This window comes from Kutzneria kofuensis, from assembly GCF_014203355.1.
Classification (GTDB): Bacteria; Actinomycetota; Actinomycetes; order Mycobacteriales; family Pseudonocardiaceae; genus Kutzneria; species Kutzneria kofuensis.
Genome location: NZ_JACHIR010000001.1, coordinates 6,612,913 through 6,630,398 on the forward strand (window position 1 = coordinate 6,612,913; position 17,486 = coordinate 6,630,398).

At 69.6% G+C, this 17,486-nt stretch carries 13 protein-coding genes; 5 read left to right on the forward strand and 8 right to left on the reverse strand.

Annotated elements, in window-relative coordinates; all coding sequences use genetic code 11:
* Positions 1-13: 13 nt before the first annotated feature.
* A complete protein-coding gene (locus tag BJ998_RS30670; protein ID WP_184866807.1) occupies positions 14-604 on the forward strand; it encodes a cation diffusion facilitator family transporter in 591 nt (196 codons plus the stop codon).
* A 17-nt stretch (positions 605-621) separates the two neighbouring features.
* Positions 622-1,530, forward strand: coding sequence for a ribonuclease Z (locus BJ998_RS30675; protein WP_184866808.1), 909 nt, complete (start codon positions 622-624; stop codon positions 1,528-1,530).
* Positions 1,531-1,681: 151 nt separating this feature from the next.
* Here the strand turns inward: BJ998_RS30675 and BJ998_RS47765 are convergent, their stop codons facing one another.
* A complete protein-coding gene (locus BJ998_RS47765) occupies positions 1,682-5,575 on the reverse strand; it encodes a glycoside hydrolase family 3 C-terminal domain-containing protein (RefSeq protein ID WP_246488690.1) in 3,894 nt (1,297 codons plus the stop codon).
* Positions 5,576-5,743: 168 nt separating this feature from the next.
* Positions 5,744-9,292: a glycoside hydrolase family 3 C-terminal domain-containing protein gene (locus BJ998_RS30685; RefSeq protein ID WP_184866810.1), complete on the reverse strand. Its 3,549-nt coding sequence runs from the start codon at positions 9,290-9,292 to the stop codon at positions 5,744-5,746.
* A gap of 152 nt (positions 9,293-9,444) precedes the next feature.
* Between BJ998_RS30685 and BJ998_RS30690 the strand changes: the two genes are divergently transcribed.
* Entirely contained in the window at positions 9,445-10,629 is a 1,185-nt protein-coding gene (locus BJ998_RS30690; protein WP_184866811.1) for an ROK family transcriptional regulator, read from the forward strand.
* Between the two features lie 80 nt (positions 10,630-10,709).
* Here BJ998_RS30690 and BJ998_RS30695 read toward each other — a convergent pair whose 3' ends face one another.
* The 5 genes from BJ998_RS30695 to BJ998_RS30715 all read right to left on the reverse strand — a co-directional run bounded on the left by BJ998_RS30695 (position 10,710) and on the right by BJ998_RS30715 (position 15,635).
* The gene (locus tag BJ998_RS30695; RefSeq protein WP_312890408.1) at positions 10,710-11,978 is read right to left on the reverse strand and encodes a ThuA domain-containing protein; all 1,269 of its coding nucleotides are present in this window, start codon (positions 11,976-11,978) and stop codon (positions 10,710-10,712) included.
* 252 nt (positions 11,979-12,230) lie between these two features.
* On the reverse strand, positions 12,231-12,431 hold the full coding sequence (locus BJ998_RS30700; protein WP_281393369.1) for an anthrone oxygenase family protein: 201 nt from the start codon (positions 12,429-12,431) through the stop codon (positions 12,231-12,233).
* Between the two features lie 99 nt (positions 12,432-12,530).
* Positions 12,531-13,259, reverse strand: a complete 729-nt coding sequence (locus BJ998_RS30705) for an aminoglycoside adenylyltransferase domain-containing protein (RefSeq protein ID WP_184866813.1) — start codon at positions 13,257-13,259, stop codon at positions 12,531-12,533.
* A 20-nt stretch (positions 13,260-13,279) separates the two neighbouring features.
* Complete coding sequence (locus BJ998_RS30710; protein WP_184866814.1) at positions 13,280-14,425, reverse strand: serine hydrolase domain-containing protein; 1,146 nt, start codon at positions 14,423-14,425, stop codon at positions 13,280-13,282.
* A gap of 55 nt (positions 14,426-14,480) precedes the next feature.
* Entirely contained in the window at positions 14,481-15,635 is a 1,155-nt protein-coding gene (locus BJ998_RS30715) for a cytochrome P450 family protein (protein ID WP_184866815.1), read from the reverse strand.
* Positions 15,636-15,777: 142 nt separating this feature from the next.
* On the opposite strand from BJ998_RS30715, the gene BJ998_RS30720 reads away from it, so the two are divergent.
* Both BJ998_RS30720 and BJ998_RS30725 read left to right on the forward strand, forming a co-directional pair.
* The gene (locus BJ998_RS30720) at positions 15,778-16,821 is read left to right on the forward strand and encodes a TetR/AcrR family transcriptional regulator (protein ID WP_184866816.1); all 1,044 of its coding nucleotides are present in this window, start codon (positions 15,778-15,780) and stop codon (positions 16,819-16,821) included.
* Entirely contained in the window at positions 16,808-17,272 is a 465-nt protein-coding gene (locus BJ998_RS30725) for an RDD family protein (RefSeq protein ID WP_184866817.1), read from the forward strand. The genes BJ998_RS30720 and BJ998_RS30725 overlap by 14 nt, the downstream gene beginning before the upstream one ends.
* Here the strand turns inward: BJ998_RS30725 and BJ998_RS30730 are convergent.
* Positions 17,241-17,432 carry a hypothetical protein gene (locus BJ998_RS30730; RefSeq protein WP_184866818.1) on the reverse strand — a complete coding sequence of 64 codons (192 nt, stop codon included), beginning with the start codon at positions 17,430-17,432 and terminating at the stop codon, positions 17,241-17,243. The genes BJ998_RS30725 and BJ998_RS30730 overlap by 32 nt on opposite strands.
* Positions 17,433-17,486 lie beyond the last annotated feature (54 nt).

Consider the following 17,486-nt stretch of genomic DNA (forward strand, 5'->3'; position numbering starts at 1 on the left):
AGGCGGTGACCTCGTGTCCGACCTGCGACTGAAGCTCGCCGCCCGCGCCCGTCTCCTCTCCTGGCTCTCCCTCGCCTACATGGCTGTCGAGGGCGCGGTCGCGCTGTGGGCCGGCGCGACGGCGGATTCCGCGGCGCTGCTGGGGTTCGGCCTCGACTCGGTGATCGAGGGCCTGGCCAGCGTGATCGTCATCTGGCGGTTCAGCGGCGCCCGCACCTTCTCCGAGGCGGCCGAGCTGCGGGCCCGCAAGGCCGTGGCGGTGACGTTTTTCCTGCTCGCGCCGTACATCGTGGTCGAGGTCGTGCTGTCCGGACGCCCGGAGCCGAGCTGGCCGGGCATCGGACTCGCGGTGGCCAGCCTGATCGTCATGCCGCTGCTCGGCGTCGCCAAGAAACGACTCGGCGCGCAGCTGGGTTCGGGGGCGACCGCGGGCGAAGGAACCCAGAACCTGCTCTGCGCCTACCTCGCCGGGGCGGTGCTGCTCGGCCTCCTCGGCAACGCCCTGTTCGGCCTGTGGTGGCTCGACCCGGCCGTCGCGCTCGTCGTCGCCGGCCTGGCCGTGCGCGAGGGCATCGAGAATTGGCGTGGCGACGACTGCTGCTGATTGGTCAGGATGGTCCGGTGTCCCAGCGTGAACTCGTGGTCCTCGGCTCGGCCAGCCAGACGCCGACCCGGCACCGCAACCACAACGGCTACCTGCTGCGCTTCGACGCCGAGGGCATCCTCTTCGACCCCGGCGAGGGCACGCAGCGGCAGATGATCCAGGCCGGGCGGTCCGCCTCCGAGATCACCCGGATCTGCGTCACCCACTTCCACGGCGACCACAGCCTCGGGCTCGCCGGCACCATCCAGCGGCTGTCCCTCGACAACGTGCCGCATCCCGTGCGCTGCTACTACCCGGCTTCCGGCCAGGTGTACTTCGACCGCCTCCGCTACGCGACTTCCTTCCACGAGCGGGCAAAGCTCGTCACCGTTCCGTTGCATGTGGACGGTCTCGTCGACGACAACCTCTCCGTTGCCGCCCTGGAGCACCGTATCGACTGCTACGGCTACCGCTTCGCCGAACCCGACGGCCGACGCATGCTCCCCGATCGCCTGGCCTCCCTCGGCATTCGCGGTCCCCTGATCAGCGAGCTCCAACGCTCCGGCGTCGTGGTGATCGACGGCCGCACGGTCACCCTCGACGAGGTCAGCGTCCCCCGACCCGGCCAGGTGTTCGCCTTCGTCATGGACACCCGCCTCTGCCCCGGTGCCTTCACCCTGGCCCAGGACGCCGATCTCCTCGTCGCCGAGTCGACCTTCCTCGATGCGGACCGGGACCTGGCCCACGCCTACTACCACCTCACCTCCCGCGAAGCCGGCCGCCTCGCCGCCGAGGCCGGCGCCCGGGAGCTGGTCCTGACCCACTTCTCCCAGCGCTACCCGTACGAGGAGGCCGAACGCTTCCGCGAGGAAGCCGCCCTGGAGTTCAAGGGCGAGATCCACCTCGCCGTCGACCTCACCACCATCCCCCTCCCCAAACGCCGTTGAACCCCGGCGAGTCACGCTCTGGGGCACACCGATTGTAGGTTTCCGGCTCACCCGATCGGGCGTGCCGGAAACCTACATTCGGTCTGTCTGAGAACGTGACTCGCGGGGGTGGCCGGCCGGGACAAGGGGGCCGGCCGGCCACCGCGCAGGGTCACGAGATGGTGACCGTGCCGGACAGGGGGAGGGAGCGGGACGAGCCGCCGACACGAATCGTGTTGGCGCCGGTGGCCTTGGTCCAGCCGTTGTTCCAGTACTGGAAGCTGCGGGCGTCCAGGGTGAGGGAAACGTGCTGGGACTGGCCGGGGTTGAGGGTGACCCGGGTGAAGCCCCGCAGGCTGTTCGGCGGTTCGCCGGTCGACGCGGGTTGGCCGACGTAGACCTGGGCGACCTCGGTGCCGGCTCGTGACCCGGTGTTGGTCACGTCGAAGCCGACCTGCACGGCGCCTGAGCTGTCCGGAGTGGACACTGTCAGGTTGGAGTAGCCGTACGTGGTGTAGGAAAGGCCGAAGCCGAACGGGAACATGGGCGTCACGTGCTGGCTGTCGTACCAGCGGTAGCCGACGTTCACGCCCTCGGAGTACTGCACGGTGCCGTTCTGGCCGGGCCACTGCGCCCCGGAGTGGGCAGGCACGTCGTTGAGCGAATTCGGGAACGTCACCGGCAGTTTGCCGGAGAAGTTGGTGTCCCCGAACAGAAGCGACGCGATGGCGGCGCCGTCCTCCTGGCCGGGGAACCAGTTCTCGACGATGCCCCGCACCGAGTTGGCCCACGGCATCGTCACGGCCGACCCGGAGTTGACCACGACGATGGTGTTGGGGTTGGCCGCGGCGACCTGGCTGACCAGGGTGTTCTGGTCGGCCGACAGGTCGATGTTCTGGAGGTCCCCGCCCTCGGAGCCGGCGTTGCTGACGAACACGACCGCCGTCGACGCGGCCCGGGCGGCGGTCACTGCCTGGCCCAACAGGTCCTGGTTGGGGATCTGCCAGCCCAGGTTCAGCTGGCTGCCGCCGCCGTCCTGGAAGTAGTCGACCTCGATGCTCACGGGCTGGCCGGCGGTCAGCGAGATCGAGCCGGTCTTGGTGGTCGGCGGCTGGTCGGCCCAGTTGCTGATCACCTGCTGCCCGTTGACGAACAGCCGGCTGCCGTCGTCGCTGGTCAGCGAGAACGTGTAGGTGCCGGTGGTGGGCGGCGTCAGCGTGCCGGTCCACTTGGCCGACCAGTTGGTCGCGGGCACGCCGGTGGTGGGCGACTGGGTGCCCCAGATGAAGTTGATGTTCGGATCGGTCCTGGTCAGGATGGGCGGCCCGGACAGGCCGGTGCCGTTGTAGAAGGTGGCCGAGAGGCCGTTGCCGAAGAACGACGGGTCGACGATCTCCCCGTTCGGCGCGGCCACGCCCTGCGAGTACGTGACGGAAGCGTTGCCGGCCCGGGCCTTGATGCCCTGGTACGGCGTGACCACGTGCGGCGCGTTGACGTGCGCGGAGCCGCCGCCGGCGGTCAGGGCGTTCTGCCCGGCGTCGTCACCGATCACGGCGATGGAACCGGATCCCAGCGGCAGCACGGAGCTGCTGTTCTTCAGCAGCACGCTGCCCTCCTGTGCCACCTGTCGCGCAACGGAAGCATGCGCCTCGTTGGTGACGACGGAGTTGATCGTGCCGGTCGGGGAGTGGTCGAACAGCCCGGCCCGGAACATCGCCACCAGGATGGCCCGCACCCGGCTGTCGATCGTCGCGATCGACACCTGCCCGCTGGCCACGGCCTGGGTCAGCGGCGCGCCGTAGTACTGGCTGCCGTCCATCTCCATGTCCATGCCGTTGGTGACGGACGGGATCGTGGAGTGGGTGCCGCCCCAGTCCGAGGTGACGAAGCCGGAGAAACCCATCTGCTGCCGGAGGATCGTGTTCAGCAGCTGCCCGTTCTCGCAGGCGAAGGTGCCGTTGATCTCCGCGTACGAGCACATCACCGAGTCGGTCTGGCCCTGCTGCACGGCCGCCTGGAACGCCGGCAGGTAGATCTCCTGCTCGGTCCGGTCGGAGACGATCGCGTTGTCCTGTGGGGTGTTGCGGTAGGTCTCCTGGTTGTAGACGGCGTAGTGCTTGACCTGCGTCATCGGCCCCTGCGCGCGGATGCCCTGCAGGTCGGCCGCGCCGAGCTGGCCGGCCAGGTACGGGTCCTCGCCCAGCGACTCGAAGGCCCGGCCCCAGCGCGGGTCCCGGACGATGTTGATCGTCGGGCCGAGGACGAGGTTCGCGCCCTTGCCCCACTCCTCGGCGCCGATCACGCCGCCGTACTGCTTCATCAGCGCGCTGTCCCACGTCGCCGCGCCGGCCACCGGCGCCGGCAGCTGGGTGACGCCGACAGCGCCGTCGGCCACACCCGCCGGCCCGTCCTGCAGGTGCAGGCCGGGAATCCCGAGGCGGGGAATGGGATCCACGCAGGCGCCGTAGCCGCAGGACGCCCCGCCGTGCATCATGGTCAGCTTCGCGTCGGTGGTCATCTGCGCCAGCAACGCGTCCGCCCGCTGCTCCGGCGACCCGGGCGGCGGCGGCGCGGAAGGCGTGCCGTAGACCTGGAATTCCGACACCTGCCCGGCCGGCCAGCCGGTGTTGCCGGTGAAGGTCAGCCGCAGGTACCGCTGCGCGCTGCCCGGCAGCGAGATCGACACCGTGTTGCCGGTGGCCGGATCGAAGCGGTATCCGTTGCCGCCCACCAAGGTCGAGAAGTTGGTGCCGTCGTTGCTGCCGCTGACGGTCAGTGTCTGCGTGCGGGCACCCCACGCGGTCGAGGGCGGCAGTGTCAGGGTGATCGAGTTGACGGGGTTGGACGCTCCGAGATCGACCTGAAGCCATTGCGGGAAGGCGTTGTTCGCGCTTTCCCAGTAGCTGGTGGCGTTGCCGTCGTTGGCGTTGCCCGGCGGGAAGCCGCCCTGCGAGGCGCTGGCGCTCATCGCCTTGCCCAGCGCCAGGTTCACGTCCGACTTGCCGATCGAGCCCGGGTCGAACCGGTCGACCCAGTACTTGGTGCGGTCCAGGTACGCCGTCGACGAGGCGGTGCCGGTCTGCCCGTACGCGCCGCTGTACGTCAGATATCCGCGCCCGGCCGGCGGATTCGAGCTGGCCGGCTCGATCTGGGAGCCCTCGTGCCACTCGTTGAACGAGGTCACCGAGACCCAGTCCGGCTTGCCGCCGATGGTCGGGTCGAGCGCGTTGTTCCACGTCTTGTCGTACTCGGCCCCGTTGTCGCGGTTGACGGTCGGCGTGCTGTTGCCGGGCACCGCGCGGTCGTCGATGTAGCCAGGGGCGACCGACGGGGCCCACACCATGCCGTGGTCGTGGCAGTACGCGCCGGCGTTGGCCCAGCCCGGCGCGGTGGCAGCGGCGATACCGTCGTAGGTGTACATGCCGTTGAAGTGCGCCACCTTGGACGTGTCGGTGGTCTGCGCGAGCACGATGTTGGCGCCGGTCACCGAGTCCAAATTGGACCAGTCGGTGATGTTCAGGCTGTCGAAGATGTAGAACGCCGGCTTGTTGCCGTGCGAGGGATCCCGGTAGAACGCCGGGCTGCCGCCGTAGCGGGAGTCGATGTAGTTGATGTCGGACGCGACCGAGGCGGCGGTCCGGTTGCCGTACGGCTCGATGTGCCAGGCCACCCGGATGCCGTGCCGCGCGGCGGCGGCCAGCACGCCGGCGGCCAGACCGTCCTCATAGGACCCCTGGCCCCACCAGCTGTAGATGATGACGCCGGCGCCGGACCGGGCGATCCAGGTCATCTGCTGGTCCACCGCGCCGCTGAAGTCGCCCGAGTCGTACGGGCCGAGCGAGGGGTAGTAGTTGGCGCCGATGTCGTCGGGCGGGGTGTGCCCGCCCTGGTCCCAGTGCCGGTAGCTGCCGTTCACGGTCGGGCTGCCGTACCAGGGGTAGTAGAACAGCTGGACCTTGTCGGAGAGTCCGGCTGCGTTGCGGGCCAGCGCCGTCGGGGCGTGGGCGGCGACCAGGGCGCCCACGAGCAGGGTCAGAACGGCGACCAGGCTTCTCAAGCTTCGCATGGCAGGGTCCATTCGGAAGCCGATGGGAGGAAGTGAACCGACCATAAGCTTCTGAACGGAAAGCTGCAATAGTTCGACTTCCCAACGCAAGATCTTGACACTGCCGCCTGTGGGCATGCGGGTGCCCCGCCCGGTCGACGCTGACCGGGCGGGGCGGTCTCGACGCCGTCAGCCGACGGCGATGGCGAACACGTGCAGCTTGGGCTGTCCCTGCGTGGCCACCGAGGTGACGTTGGGCAGGGTCACCACGGAGATCGTCTTGCCGGCCTGCAGCGGCACCGACGCGTAGTACATGTTGACCTTCTGTGTCTGCTGCCCGCCGCCGTTGTTCAGGTACGGCAGCGCCGCCACCACGTCCTCGCCGGGGATCGACGGCGACTGCCACCAGTCGTTGAAGCCCAGTGCGAACTGCTGTGTGGTGCCGTCTGTATACAGAATGGTGCCGCCACCAGACGGTGTGCCGGAGTCACCGGTGCCGATGAAGCCCAGCTTGCTGCCCGATCCCGACAACAGCACCGACTGCCCGCCGGTGAGCACGTTGTCCGGCTGCCCGTTGCCGGAGTTCGGCCAGGTGAAGGTCAGGCCGTCGTGCTGCACGGAGCCGCCCGACGTGAGGCCGGCCGCGGCCAGCGCCTGCGCCGAGTAGCTCAGGCCGCCGCCGTCCAGATTGGCAGCCCCGGTGTTGTGGTCGTCGCTGATGCCGACGTTGTTGTACGCGGCGGAAAGCGACTGGTACGGCACCGACACCTGGCCGACATCCGTTCTGGTGCCGGCACTTGTGGTCGCCGTCGCGCCGAACGGGTACGACCCCGGCGCCGCCGAGGCCGGCGCGGTGATCTGCCAGGTCGTCTTCACGGTCTGGCCGCCGCCGACCGACGGGAAGGTGGCCGGCGAGGTCGCCGTCGCCGTCCAGCCGGCCGGCGCGGTGACCGACATCGTGACGTTGCTGATCGCCGAGCTGCCACCGTTGGCGAACGTCGTCGTGGCGGTGATGCTGTTGCCGGCCTTGACGATCGGCGGGATGGACAGCGACAGCGAGTGCCCGACGACGATCACCGCCGTGCCGGTGACGCCGTTGACCGTGACCTTGATCGTGGCGACACCGTCGCCCGCGGCGCGGACCAGGCCCTTGGCGTCGACCGTGGCCACCGCCGGATTGCTGGTGGCGTAGGTGACCTTGGCCTTGGACAGGTCCACGAAGGACTGGTCGTTGTTCACGGCCATGACGATGTCGTCGGCGGCCGCGTGCTGCTGGCCGGTGTCGTCGGCGATCCACTTGTTCTTGCCGGTCAGGTCGATCGTGTCGCCGGCCCGGTACACCACCGCGCCCGGCTGCACGGTGACGTAGGCGATCTTCGGCGTGATGGACCCGGTGACCGTGGTCTTCACGCTGCTCGCGACGTCACGGGAGTTCGACGCCACCTGGAACTGGTACACGCCGTCGTACACGGCCTGCTTCGCGCCGTCCCACTGGGACAGATCGGAGATCCTCACCGGAATGGTGATCTTCTGCGACTGCCCCGGCCTGAGCACGTCGGTCTTCTTGAAGCCGGCCAGCCGCTTGATCGGCAGCTCCACGTTCGGCACGGTGAACTGTTGCGCCGCATAGAGTTGCGCGACGGTGGCACCGGCCGTCCTGCCGGTGTTGGTCACGGTGAACGAGACGTTCACGGTGCCGTCGGCGCTGACCGTCGACTTGTCGATCGTCGCCGGCGAGTAGCCGAACGTCGAGTAGCTCAGCCCGTAGCCGAACGGGTAGCTGGGCGTGCCGGTGAAGTACTGGTAGGTCCGGCCCAGCCCGTCGGTGTCCTTCGGCGCCAACCCGTAGTCGTTCATCGGCGGCAGCTGAGAATCGTCCTTGTACCACGTGAAGTTGAGGTGGCCGCTCGGATTCTGCTTGCCGGTCAACACGTCCGCCAGCGCCGCGCCCTGCGCCTGTCCGTTGTAGCCGGAGAACAGGATCGCCGGGACGCTGCCCTGCACGTCGTCGAGCACGACCGGGCCGTCGGACTGCACGACCAGGGCGGTGTTCGGATTGCCCAGCGCCGAGACCTGCGTGATCAGCGAGTGGTAGTTGCCGGGCAGGGCCAGCGTGCTGCGGTCATGGCCCTCGTTGGCCACGGAACCGTCCGTGCCGACGAAAACCACGACCAGGTCGGCACTCCTGATGTCCGCCTGGGTCTGCGCGGACAGCGTGGCCGGGCCGGTCGAGCCGGTGGACGTGCCCGCGGCGTCGAAGACCACCTGAGCGCCGGGCAGCGCGGCCTTGATGCCGCCGACCGCCCCGACCTGCACGTTGGGCTGGCCGGAGTAGTTGCCGAGGGTGACCTTGTTGGCCATGTCGCCGAGCACGACGACCTTGTGCGTCTTCGCGGCGTTCACCGGCAGCACGCTGTGGTCGTTCTTCAGCAGCACCAACGAGTTGTCGGCGACCTTCTGGGCCAGCTCCTGGTGCGCCGGGCTCTGGATGGTGTCCTTGGTGATCTTCGTGTACGGCACGCTGCCGACCGGGTCGAACTCGCCGGTTTCCATCCGGATGGTGAACACCGGCACCAGCGCGGCGTCCAGCACGCCCTCGCTGAGCACGCCGGCGTTGATCGCCTCCTGGATGTTGGGCAGCGTGTTCTCCTCGCCCGGGCAGTTCAGCGCCGTGCCGGCGCGCAGCGCGTACGCCTGGCCGCCGGCCGGGCCGGAAACCTTCTGGCCGGTCGCGGTGTTCGTCCAGGTGGCGCCGACGTCCTTGCCGTCGGTGGTCCAGCCGGGCGGCGCCCAGTTGTGCCCGCCGTTGGGCTGCCGGTAGGTCGTGCCCACCGCGCCGCAGTCGGAGGTGATGTAGCCGCCGAAGCCGTACGTCCGCTGGGCCAAGGCGTTCGTGGTGTACGTGTCGGCCACCGACGGCGTGCCGTTGATCGCGTTGTACGAGGTCATCAGGCCGGCCACGTGCGCGTCCTCGATCAGGTCGCGGAACTGCGCCGTGTAGTAGTCCCGGATGTCGGCGTCGCTGGCGTCCGAGCTGATGCCGGTGCGGTTGAGCTCCACGTCGTTGAGGGCGTAGTGCTTCGCGGTCGCCGCGACCTTCAGGTACTTGTTGGCGGCCGTGCCGTCCGGCTTGTTGCCCTGGTAGCCGTTGACGAACGCGCCGGCGATCTGCCCGACCAGGTAGGGGTCCTCGCCGAACGCCTCGTCGGTGCGGCCCCAGCGCGGGTCGCGGTCCATGTTGACGGTCGGGGCCCAGTAGGTCAGCGAGCCGTAGTTGTTGACGTCCGGGCCGATGTTGTTCGGGCTGACGCCCCACAGCGACTTGTCCAGGAAGCCGCGGATCTCGTCGGAGACCGCGGTCGTCTCCTGGTACACCAGGTCCGGGTCCCAGGCCATGCTCGACGCGAAGTTGGTCGGGAAGCTGGTGGCGTGCACCTGGTCCGGCGGGGTGTTGGGGTTGGTGGACGCGCCGAGCCGGTTGATGCCGTGCTGGCCCTCGCTCCAGTACGTGTACTGCTGCACCCCGAGTCTGGGGATGGCGGGCCCGCTGTTGGTGGAGAGCTGGCGGACCTTCTCCTCCAGCGTCATCCGGGACACCAGGTCGGCCGCGCGCTCGGCGAACGAGTAGTGGGTGTCCTTGTAGATCGGAACGGGATCGGTGGCAGCCGCGCTGCCACTGGTCAGGGCGAGGGCGCAGACCACCGCGCACGCCGAGGCCACAGTCGCCGTTATCCGCATGACTTGGCTGCCTCCGTCGTTGGAGAAGCGCTGGTGCGGGGCTGGCGGCGAGGCCACTATGGCTGGTTTTAGCCCAAAATGGCGCCCCGGTGGGACTATGGTGCTCAGGATTGTCCGGTAGTTGACCTAAGTCAAGGTGTTACCGTGACCGCATGTCGCAGGCTCCGCTCAACCTGAGGGAAGAGGGCCGGCTGCGGGTGCTGCAGGCCCTGCACCGCACCGGGCACAGCAGTCGAGTGGAGCTGGTCCGGCGGACCGGGCTGTCCAAGGCGACCGTGTCCACGTTGGTCGCGGACCTGATGTCGGCCGGGCTGGTGCGCGAGGACGACGAGCCGCCGGGCGAGACCCGCCGGACGGGCCGGCCGGCGCAGGGCCTGTCGCTGGTGCCGACCGCGGCGTACGCACTGGGTGCGGACATCGGCCACCAGCACGTCCGAGTGGTGCTGTGCGACCTGCTCGGCACGCCGCTGTGGGACCGGTTCGTGGTCAAGGAGGTGGACCGGGAGCCGGCGCAGACCCTGGACCTGGTCGCCGACCTCGTGGCGCAGGCGTTGCTGGACAACGACATTCCCGTCGAACGGGTGCTCGGCATCGGCACCGGCATCGCGTCGCCGGTGGAGCGCAGCGGCGAGCTGGGCCGGTCGATGATCATGTCGGCGTGGGCGGGGCTGCGGCCGGCGTGGGAGCTGGAGCGGCGCACCGGGCTGGCCGGCATGGTCACCAACGACGCCAACGCCGGCGCGCTGGCCGAGCGGCTCTACGGCGTCGCCCGCGACACCGGGGACATGGTGTACGTGCGGCTGTCCGCCGGCATCGGCGCGGGCATTGTCGTTGACGGACAACTGATGCTCGGCGCCCGCGGCCTGGCCGGCGAGGTCGGGCACCTGCTGGCCGAGCCGGGTGGGCGGATCTGCCGCTGCGGCAACCGGGGCTGTCTGGAGACGGTCGCCAGCCCGGTGGCGGTCGCGGAGTTGTTGGCCCGCAGCTGGGGCGAGCCCGTGACGCCGCTCGACCTGCCGCGGCTGGTCGCCGAGGGCAACCCGGGGGCGTCCCGGGCCATCGAGGACGCCGGTGAGGCCGTCGGCCGCGTGCTGGCCTCCGTCGTGACACTCGTGGACCCGGAACTCGTTGTGGTGGGCGGAGATCTGGCCGCCGCCGGTGAGCTGATCCTGGCCCCCGTCCGGTGGAACATCCGCAAGCACGCGCTGTCGCTGGGCGCGCGACAGGTGGCCGTGGTGGCCGGTGAGCTGGGGGATCGGGCGGAGGTGCGGGGCGCGGCCGGCATCGTGCTGTCGAACGCGCCCCGCCTGCTCGCGACCGCCGCCAGCGCCGCCTGAACGACAAAGGCGCGGCCGGCTGTGCCGCCGACCGCGCCTTGCCCGACAACCGCCGTCGTGGACCGGGCGGTGGTCTCAGCTCAGGACTGCTGCTGCAACCTGAAGGACTGCGACGCGACCCCCGTGCAGGTGGCCTGCGTCAGCTGCGTGCCGTCGCCGGAACCGGACGCCGTCAGGCATTTCTGGGTGCTCATGCTGGTGAAGTGCCAGTAGCCGCCGGCTTCCTGGACCGCCTGCCACTGCTGGTTGGTGCCGCCACCGTAGGCCCAGAGCTGGATGCCGGCGCCGTCGGCGGTGGACCGGCCGGACACGTCCCACGACTCCGCGGTGTTGCCGCGGTTGTTCACCCGCAGGTACGGACCGTTGGTCCACTGGAACTGGAACTGCTGCGCGTTGGTGTTGTTGCAGCTGTACTGCTGGATCACCGTGCCGTTCGCGGTGCCGGCGCCGCGGGCGTCGACGCACTTGTTGTTGCCCTTGTTGATCACGCTGAAATAGCCGCCCGGATTGATCTGGTCAGTGGGGGCGTCCGTCGGCGTGCCGCCGCCGAGCCAGAGCAGGCCGTCGATGATGAACTTGTCCTGGACCGGGTCCGCGAAAGTGGACGACAGTGGCGTCTTCGTCGTGTAGTTCATCGCGTCGTGGCCGAAATTGGCGTACAGCATCTTGTAGCTCTTGTTCGTCCACAGGATGGGGTAGTAGCCGCTGTACCAGGACTGGTTCGGGTCGGTGCCGACCGGGAAGCTCGACGCGTCGACCGAGGCCAGGACCTGGATGTTCGGGTTCTGCCTGAGGTCGTTCTGCCAGCTGTACCATTCGCTGACGCCGGCCGTCCACGTCGTCGGCAGACGCCGCGTCGCCGCGTGCGCCGAATCCGTGTGCAGAATTGCCGTGGTCGGGAACCACGTGTTGTTGCGGAAGGTTCCGGTGCCCATGAACGTGTTGTTGAACCACGGCCAGTTGCTGCCGGAGTCGTTGTACGCGGACACGTGCCAACCGAAGTAGGCGCCGCCGTTCTGCATATAGTTCTGGAATCCCTGTTGTTGGGCGGGATCGCCGGGAACATTGTCGAGGAACATGACGACATTGGCGGTCGCGGTGGTCAGGTTGTTCAGCAGCGACCAGTTGTTCGTCTGGGTGTACTGGAAGTTGTACTGCGCCGCGACCTGGGGGAACCAGATCGCCGCCTCCTTCTCGAAGGCGATGTGCGCGTCGTCGTACGTGCCGCTGTAGAAGGCCAACACCTTGAACTGCGGCGCCTGCGGCGCTGCGGGTGTGTTGGCCGCCGTGGACAACAACAGCAGCATGGACAGCACGGCGATGACCGCGCGCGAGAGTCTCGATTTCACCTTGACTGGACCCTTCCGTTCAGGGCGACGGGTAAGGGGCCGTCCGAGCTGGCGGTCTACGGAGCGACGTGCAGCCAAGGAAGCATAAATCCCACACTTAGTTCAAGACTCTAATTAGGGGAGTGGGTACATTCGGCGCAACGGTCACGGACACTGCGCCTTTCGGTCCCGTAAGCGCTCCTGTCCCGATCGGGAAATGGTGTTCGTGGCGGTCTGAGTTCTGTGGCGGCACTCAGCGGAGAATATGCGGAATCAGGTCAGCGCGAGTGTGACCACCAGCGCCGCCAAACCGCCGGTCGTGGTCAGCGTGCGCACGTTGTTCCTGCGCACCCAGCGCTCCTCGAACGCCCGCCACGCTGTCGCCGGTGCCGCCGGCTCCGCCTTGTCCAGAGCGATGTTCAGCGGGATGTTGACCCGGAAGGTGATCACCAGGCTGGCGCCGAACAGGATCAGGCCGAGCGCCTCGCCGCGCCCAGTCCGGTCGCCGTCGTCGCCAGCACCAGCACGATTTGTCCGAACATCCCGGGAGTCAAGACCCGCCCCGGCGTTCGGTCAACAGCAACTTGCGATCGCCGCCTCCAGGTAGGCGACCGCGGCCGCCTGCCGTTCGAGGTCCGGGTGCTCGGGCTTGACCACCGGCGATGTCCGGTGCCGCAACGCCTCCTCGATGATCGCTCGGTGCTTCGGGAAGGCCCGCAGGGCATGTCGTCCCGCGCCCGTCTTGGACGTGACATCACCCGTGACCATCGAATAGTGCAGCCTGCTGATGCCCAGCACGCCCCACGCGATCCCGGCGTCGAAGATCAGGTCGTACGGGTCGTCGACGAACTGCCGCCAGTACGTGTTCGCGTTGCCGCGCACCCATTCTCGCAGCTCGTCGGGATCCACGTGCACCTGAAGCTCTTGTGGTCGTGGCCCGCGGATCGTGACGCCGTGGTTGGCCAGCACTGTCCATTCCACCGGCGACCGACCCTCGTCGCCCACCTTCAGCTCGCCCTCCAGCCGGTAGTAGCCGTTGGGCAGTTTCGACGGGCTGGTGCGGAGATCCTCGAAGGTGACGTACAGGCCGTCGAACTTCTCGAGGCCCTCGTGCACCTTGCGCAGCACCGCGGGGTCCGGGTTCTCGGCGACGGCGATGAAGTCGACGTCCGAGACCTCGTCGTGGAAGTCGTGCAGCGCAACGGATCCGACCAGGTAGAGGCCCTGGAGCAGGCCAGGGCTCTCCCGGTCGATACGGCGCGTGTAGCGGTCGACGACGTCCCGCGCCCGTGGTGGCAACATGATCACCACCCTGCCACGGGTCAGGCCGTGGTCGCCGCCGCGTGCAGAGCGCGGACCAGCCCCAGGTTCTCCGGCCCTGGGCCGCCGGGGAAACCGAAGCGACGCCGCACATAGCCGTACGCGATGCCGTTACGGGGATCGGCGAACGCCTCGGTGCCGGTGGCGCCGGCGTGGCCGAAAGCGCCCTGCCCGAGCATCGGGTAGGCGCGACCGACGCTCATGAAGCCGAGACCGAACGCCGACGGTTGCCGCGTGACGAGGTCGGTGCCGGCGGAGTGGATCTGGCCGACGGCCGCGATCAGGTCCGGCTTGAGCAGCGGGGCGTGCCCGTGCAGGCCGGTGGTGATCGCCGCGTAGAAGTCGGCCAGGCCGCGGGCGGTGCCGACGCCGCCGACCGACGCCGGCCCGAGTTCCCGGACCACCCGGTGGTTGGGCAGCTCCTGGAGGTCGACGGCCTCCGGGTGGTTGCGGTTGAAGGCGATGCCGGTGATGCTGTTCGGCCCGGTGGCGGCGGCCTGCAGCTGGGTCAGCTGCTCGGGCGTCGGCCGCATCGGCTGCGTGGACAGCCACCTCGGCTCCAGTTCGGCCGGAAGGCCGAGATAGAAGTCGATGCCCAGCGGTCCGCGCACCCGGGCCTCGTGGATCTCCTGGATGCTCTGGCCCGTCACCCGGCGGACGACCTCGCCGGTGAGCGCCCCGATGACCAGCGCGTGGTAGCCGAACGCGGTGCCGGGCCGCCAGTACGGCCGCTGCCCGGCCAGCCGCTCCGCGATGATCCGGTCGTCGGCGATCTCGTCGATGCGGAATCCGTCGTCCGCGCCGACGACGCCGGCCCGGTGCGAGATCAGGTCCCGCAGCGTCAGCTCGTGCTTGCCCTCGATCCCGAACTCCGGCCAGTAGTCGGCGACCGGCCGGTCCAGGTCGAGCACGCCGTCCTGGACCAGCAGCGCCACCACGAGATGAGCGGCGCCCTTGGTCGCCGAGAACACCCCGGTCAGAGAGTCCGCGGTGATGTCAGGGCCGGTCCACAGGTCCACGACACGGTCGCCACGGACGTGCGCGACGAGCTGTGCCGAGTAGTCCTCGCCCTCGGCGGCGGCGATCGCGGCGAACTCGTCCCGGACGGCCTCGTAGCCGGCGGCGACGGTGCCTTGCAGTGCAGTCACGACTCCCCCTCGGTCACACAGGTTCTGCCGAGGACAAGTCGTGCTGGGCCGCCGGCTATTCCCCGGCGGGCGTGACCTCTGCGGTCGTGACCGGAAGGGTGGTCAGCCGCCAGGTGCCGGGATCGGGCACGCGTACCGGGTCGGCGGCCAGACGCAGGCCGGGGAAGCGGTTGATCAGGGCGGCGAGGGCGACCTCCGTCTCCACGCGGGCGATGGCGGCGCCGAGGCAGAAGTGCGCGCCGTGGGCGAAGGCCAGGTGGCCGAAGGAGCCGGGGGCGCGCGTGACGTCCAGGCGGTCGGGGTCGGGGAAGACGTCGGGGTCGCGGTTGACGGACAACATGGAGACGGTGACGGGTTCGCCCTTGGGGATGGGAACGCCGCCGATCTCCACGTCCTCGGCGGTGAAGCGCGGCACAGTGAGCAGCTGCGGCGTGCACCAGCGCAGCAGTTCCTCGACGGCCCGCGGCAGCAGCGACGGATCTTGGCGCAGCAGGGCCAGTTGGTCGGGGTGACGCAGCAGGGCTTCGACGGCGTTGCCGATCAGGTTGCCGGGCACCTGGCCGGCCAGCACGAGATGCCACACGAGCACCACGAGTTCGTCGTCGGTGGCCTCGGACTTCACGAGATCGGTGAGCAGGTCGTCGCCGGGTTCGGCGCGGCGCCGGGCGATGGCTGCCTTGGCGCCGGCCAGGATGTCGGGGATGGCGTCCTGGAACGCCTGCCCCTGGCCACTGGCCACCGCCACGCCCACCCGACGCCACAGCGGACGGTCGTCCTCGGCGATGCCGACGAGTTCGCACATGACCTCGATCGGCATCGGATGAGCGAAGTCGCGCAGCAGGTCGAACTCGGGGGCAACGCGGTCGAGCAGGCCGTCGACGATGCGCTCGATCCGGGGGCGGAACTCGGCCGCCCGGCGGGCGGTGAAGGCGGGGGCGACGAGTCGGCGCAGCCGGGCGTGGTCGGGGCCGTCCATCTCGCCCAGGTTCGGGGTGTCGGGCAGCCCGGCGGGGCGCATCGCGTAGCTCTCCCGGCCGAGCCGGAACCGGGGGTCGGTGAGCATCGCGCGGGCGGCCTCGTGCCGGGTGACGATCCATAACGTGCCCAGGCCCGGCACCGGCATGGTCGCCACCGGCGAGTCCTTCCGGGCGGCGGCGTAGGTGGCAACGGGGTCGAGCAGCATGGCGGGGTCGGACGGGTCCAGCTGCATGATCGCTCCATTCAGATGATGAGATCATATGTTTCTACCATCTGAGTGGTGACGGTATCTTCGCGGTGGTGCCGGCGCAACCGAGGAGGACGATGGCTCGGCTGACCAGGGTGGAGGCGCGGGAGCGCGACCGAGGTGGACCATGGCTCGGCTGACCAGGGCGGAGGCGCAGGAGCGCAACCGGGCCAAGGTGCTGGCGGCGGCGCGGGCCGAGTTCGCCGAGCGCGGATTCCGGGAAGCCAAGATCGACGTCATCGCCGAGCGGGCCGAGCTCACCCGCGGCGCGGTCTACTCCAACTTCCCGGGCAAGCGGGCCCTCTACTTCGCGGTGCTGGCCGAGGACGCGGAGAACGCCGAGCTGCCCCAAGACCCGGAGATCGGGCTGACACCCCGCGAAGCCCTCGGCGCGTTCGCCCGAGCCTGGGTCACCCGGCTGCCGCTGGTCAACGACCGGGAGTCGGCGCGGCTGGGCCTCGACCTGATGCCGGAGGTGCTCGCGTCCGAGCAGACCAGCCGGCCGTTCTCACAGCTCACCCGCTTCACCGCGAGCCTGCTCGGGCTGGCGATGGAGTGCATGGACCCGGTCTCCGGACGGCTGGTGCGCAGCGCCGAGGCCGCGCTGACCATGCTGCACGGCGCGAGCCAGCTCGCCGCCGCCGCGCCGGGCTTCGTCGAGCCGTTCAATGTGATCACCGCGTGCGAGAACTTCGCCGACCTCAAGCTCAACGACAGCTGGCCGCCGCAGCCGCCGATCGTCGCGCCGGTCCGCGCCGTCTCCGAGCCGTGGAACCCGCCCGCGGCGGTCGACCTGCTGCGGGGCGAGCCGATCCGGGTCGGCAAGGGCGTCGTCGCGATCCTCGGCCTGCACCGGCTGTCCGCCGCCGAGGAGATGATCCGCGCCGCGTCACCGTCGGACGACGTGACGATCGCGTTCGTCACCGCCGAGCCGGCCGAGCTGTCGGCACTGGGCCGGCTGGTGATCGCCGACTTCCGGTGGTGCCTGCACCAGGCCTTCCCGCGCTCGGCGTGGCCGCGGGTGCAGATCGTCGCCGACGACTCCGGCGCGCTCGCCGCGGCCGCCGGCGTTCCGTCCGTTGTGGACGGAACCGAGGTGGCGATCCGGGTGCGGGACGGGCAGATCGTGCGGCGAGCCGAGGGTTTTGGTGCGTGCTATGCCGTCTGTTGAGAACTACGACCAGACGCGCGTCGTGCCCCGGCGCTGCGTGCAGTGGCTGCTCGACCGGCTGCTGGTCTCCGTGCCGGCGTTCGCGCTGCTGGTCGTGCTCGTGATCACCTTGTGGGGCCACCGTTCACTGTTGTTCCTGCCGCCGACCGCCTTCATCGTCGGGTTGCTGGTCGGCAACCTGCTGATCGACGTGTGGGTGCCGCACCGCACCGGCGGCCGCACGCCCGCGATGCGGTGGCTGGGCCTGCGGATCGTCACCGAGTGGGGCGGCACGCCGACGCTGGGCAGCTACGCCCTGCGCTGGCTGCTGCAGGTCGTCGACGGCTTCGCGTTCGGCCTCGCCGGGCTGCTCGTGATGATCCTCAGCCCACGCCACCAGCGCGTCGGCGACCTCGTCGCACGCACGCTGGTGGTCCGGGTCAGCGCCGACGGGCCGCGATCACGCCCGTGACGCCCTGGGCGAGCATCCCGAAGGCGCACACGAACACGATGCCCTGCAACACCAGCTGTTCCGTGTTGGCGGGTTGCGTCACGTACACGACGATCGACGCCGCGATCAGCAGCAAAGCGATGGCGACTCGAAGGCACGAGGTGCGAAGCTCCTTGGTCATGACCCCGATCATCGGCGCCGGCCGCGGCCGGCGCCTCGGCCCGGCGAGTGGTTC

Excerpts from the sequence above, each read along its gene's own strand:
- BJ998_RS47765 (WP_246488690.1), bottom strand. The coding sequence starts at position 5,575 with ATGCGAAGCTTGAGAAGCCTGGTCGCCGTTCTGACCCTGCTCGTGGGC.
- BJ998_RS30685 (WP_184866810.1), bottom strand. The coding sequence starts at position 9,292 with ATGCGGATAACGGCGACTGTGGCCTCGGCGTGCGCGGTGGTCTGCGCC.
- BJ998_RS30690 (WP_184866811.1), top strand. The coding sequence starts at position 9,445 with ATGTCGCAGGCTCCGCTCAACCTGAGGGAAGAGGGCCGGCTGCGGGTG.
- BJ998_RS30705 (WP_184866813.1), bottom strand. The coding sequence starts at position 13,259 with ATGTTGCCACCACGGGCGCGGGACGTCGTCGACCGCTACACGCGCCGT.
- BJ998_RS30715 (WP_184866815.1), bottom strand. The coding sequence starts at position 15,635 with ATGCAGCTGGACCCGTCCGACCCCGCCATGCTGCTCGACCCCGTTGCC.
- BJ998_RS30720 (WP_184866816.1), top strand. The coding sequence starts at position 15,778 with ATGGCTCGGCTGACCAGGGCGGAGGCGCAGGAGCGCAACCGGGCCAAG.
- BJ998_RS30725 (WP_184866817.1), top strand. The coding sequence starts at position 16,808 with ATGCCGTCTGTTGAGAACTACGACCAGACGCGCGTCGTGCCCCGGCGC.
- BJ998_RS30730 (WP_184866818.1), bottom strand. The coding sequence starts at position 17,432 with ATGACCAAGGAGCTTCGCACCTCGTGCCTTCGAGTCGCCATCGCTTTG.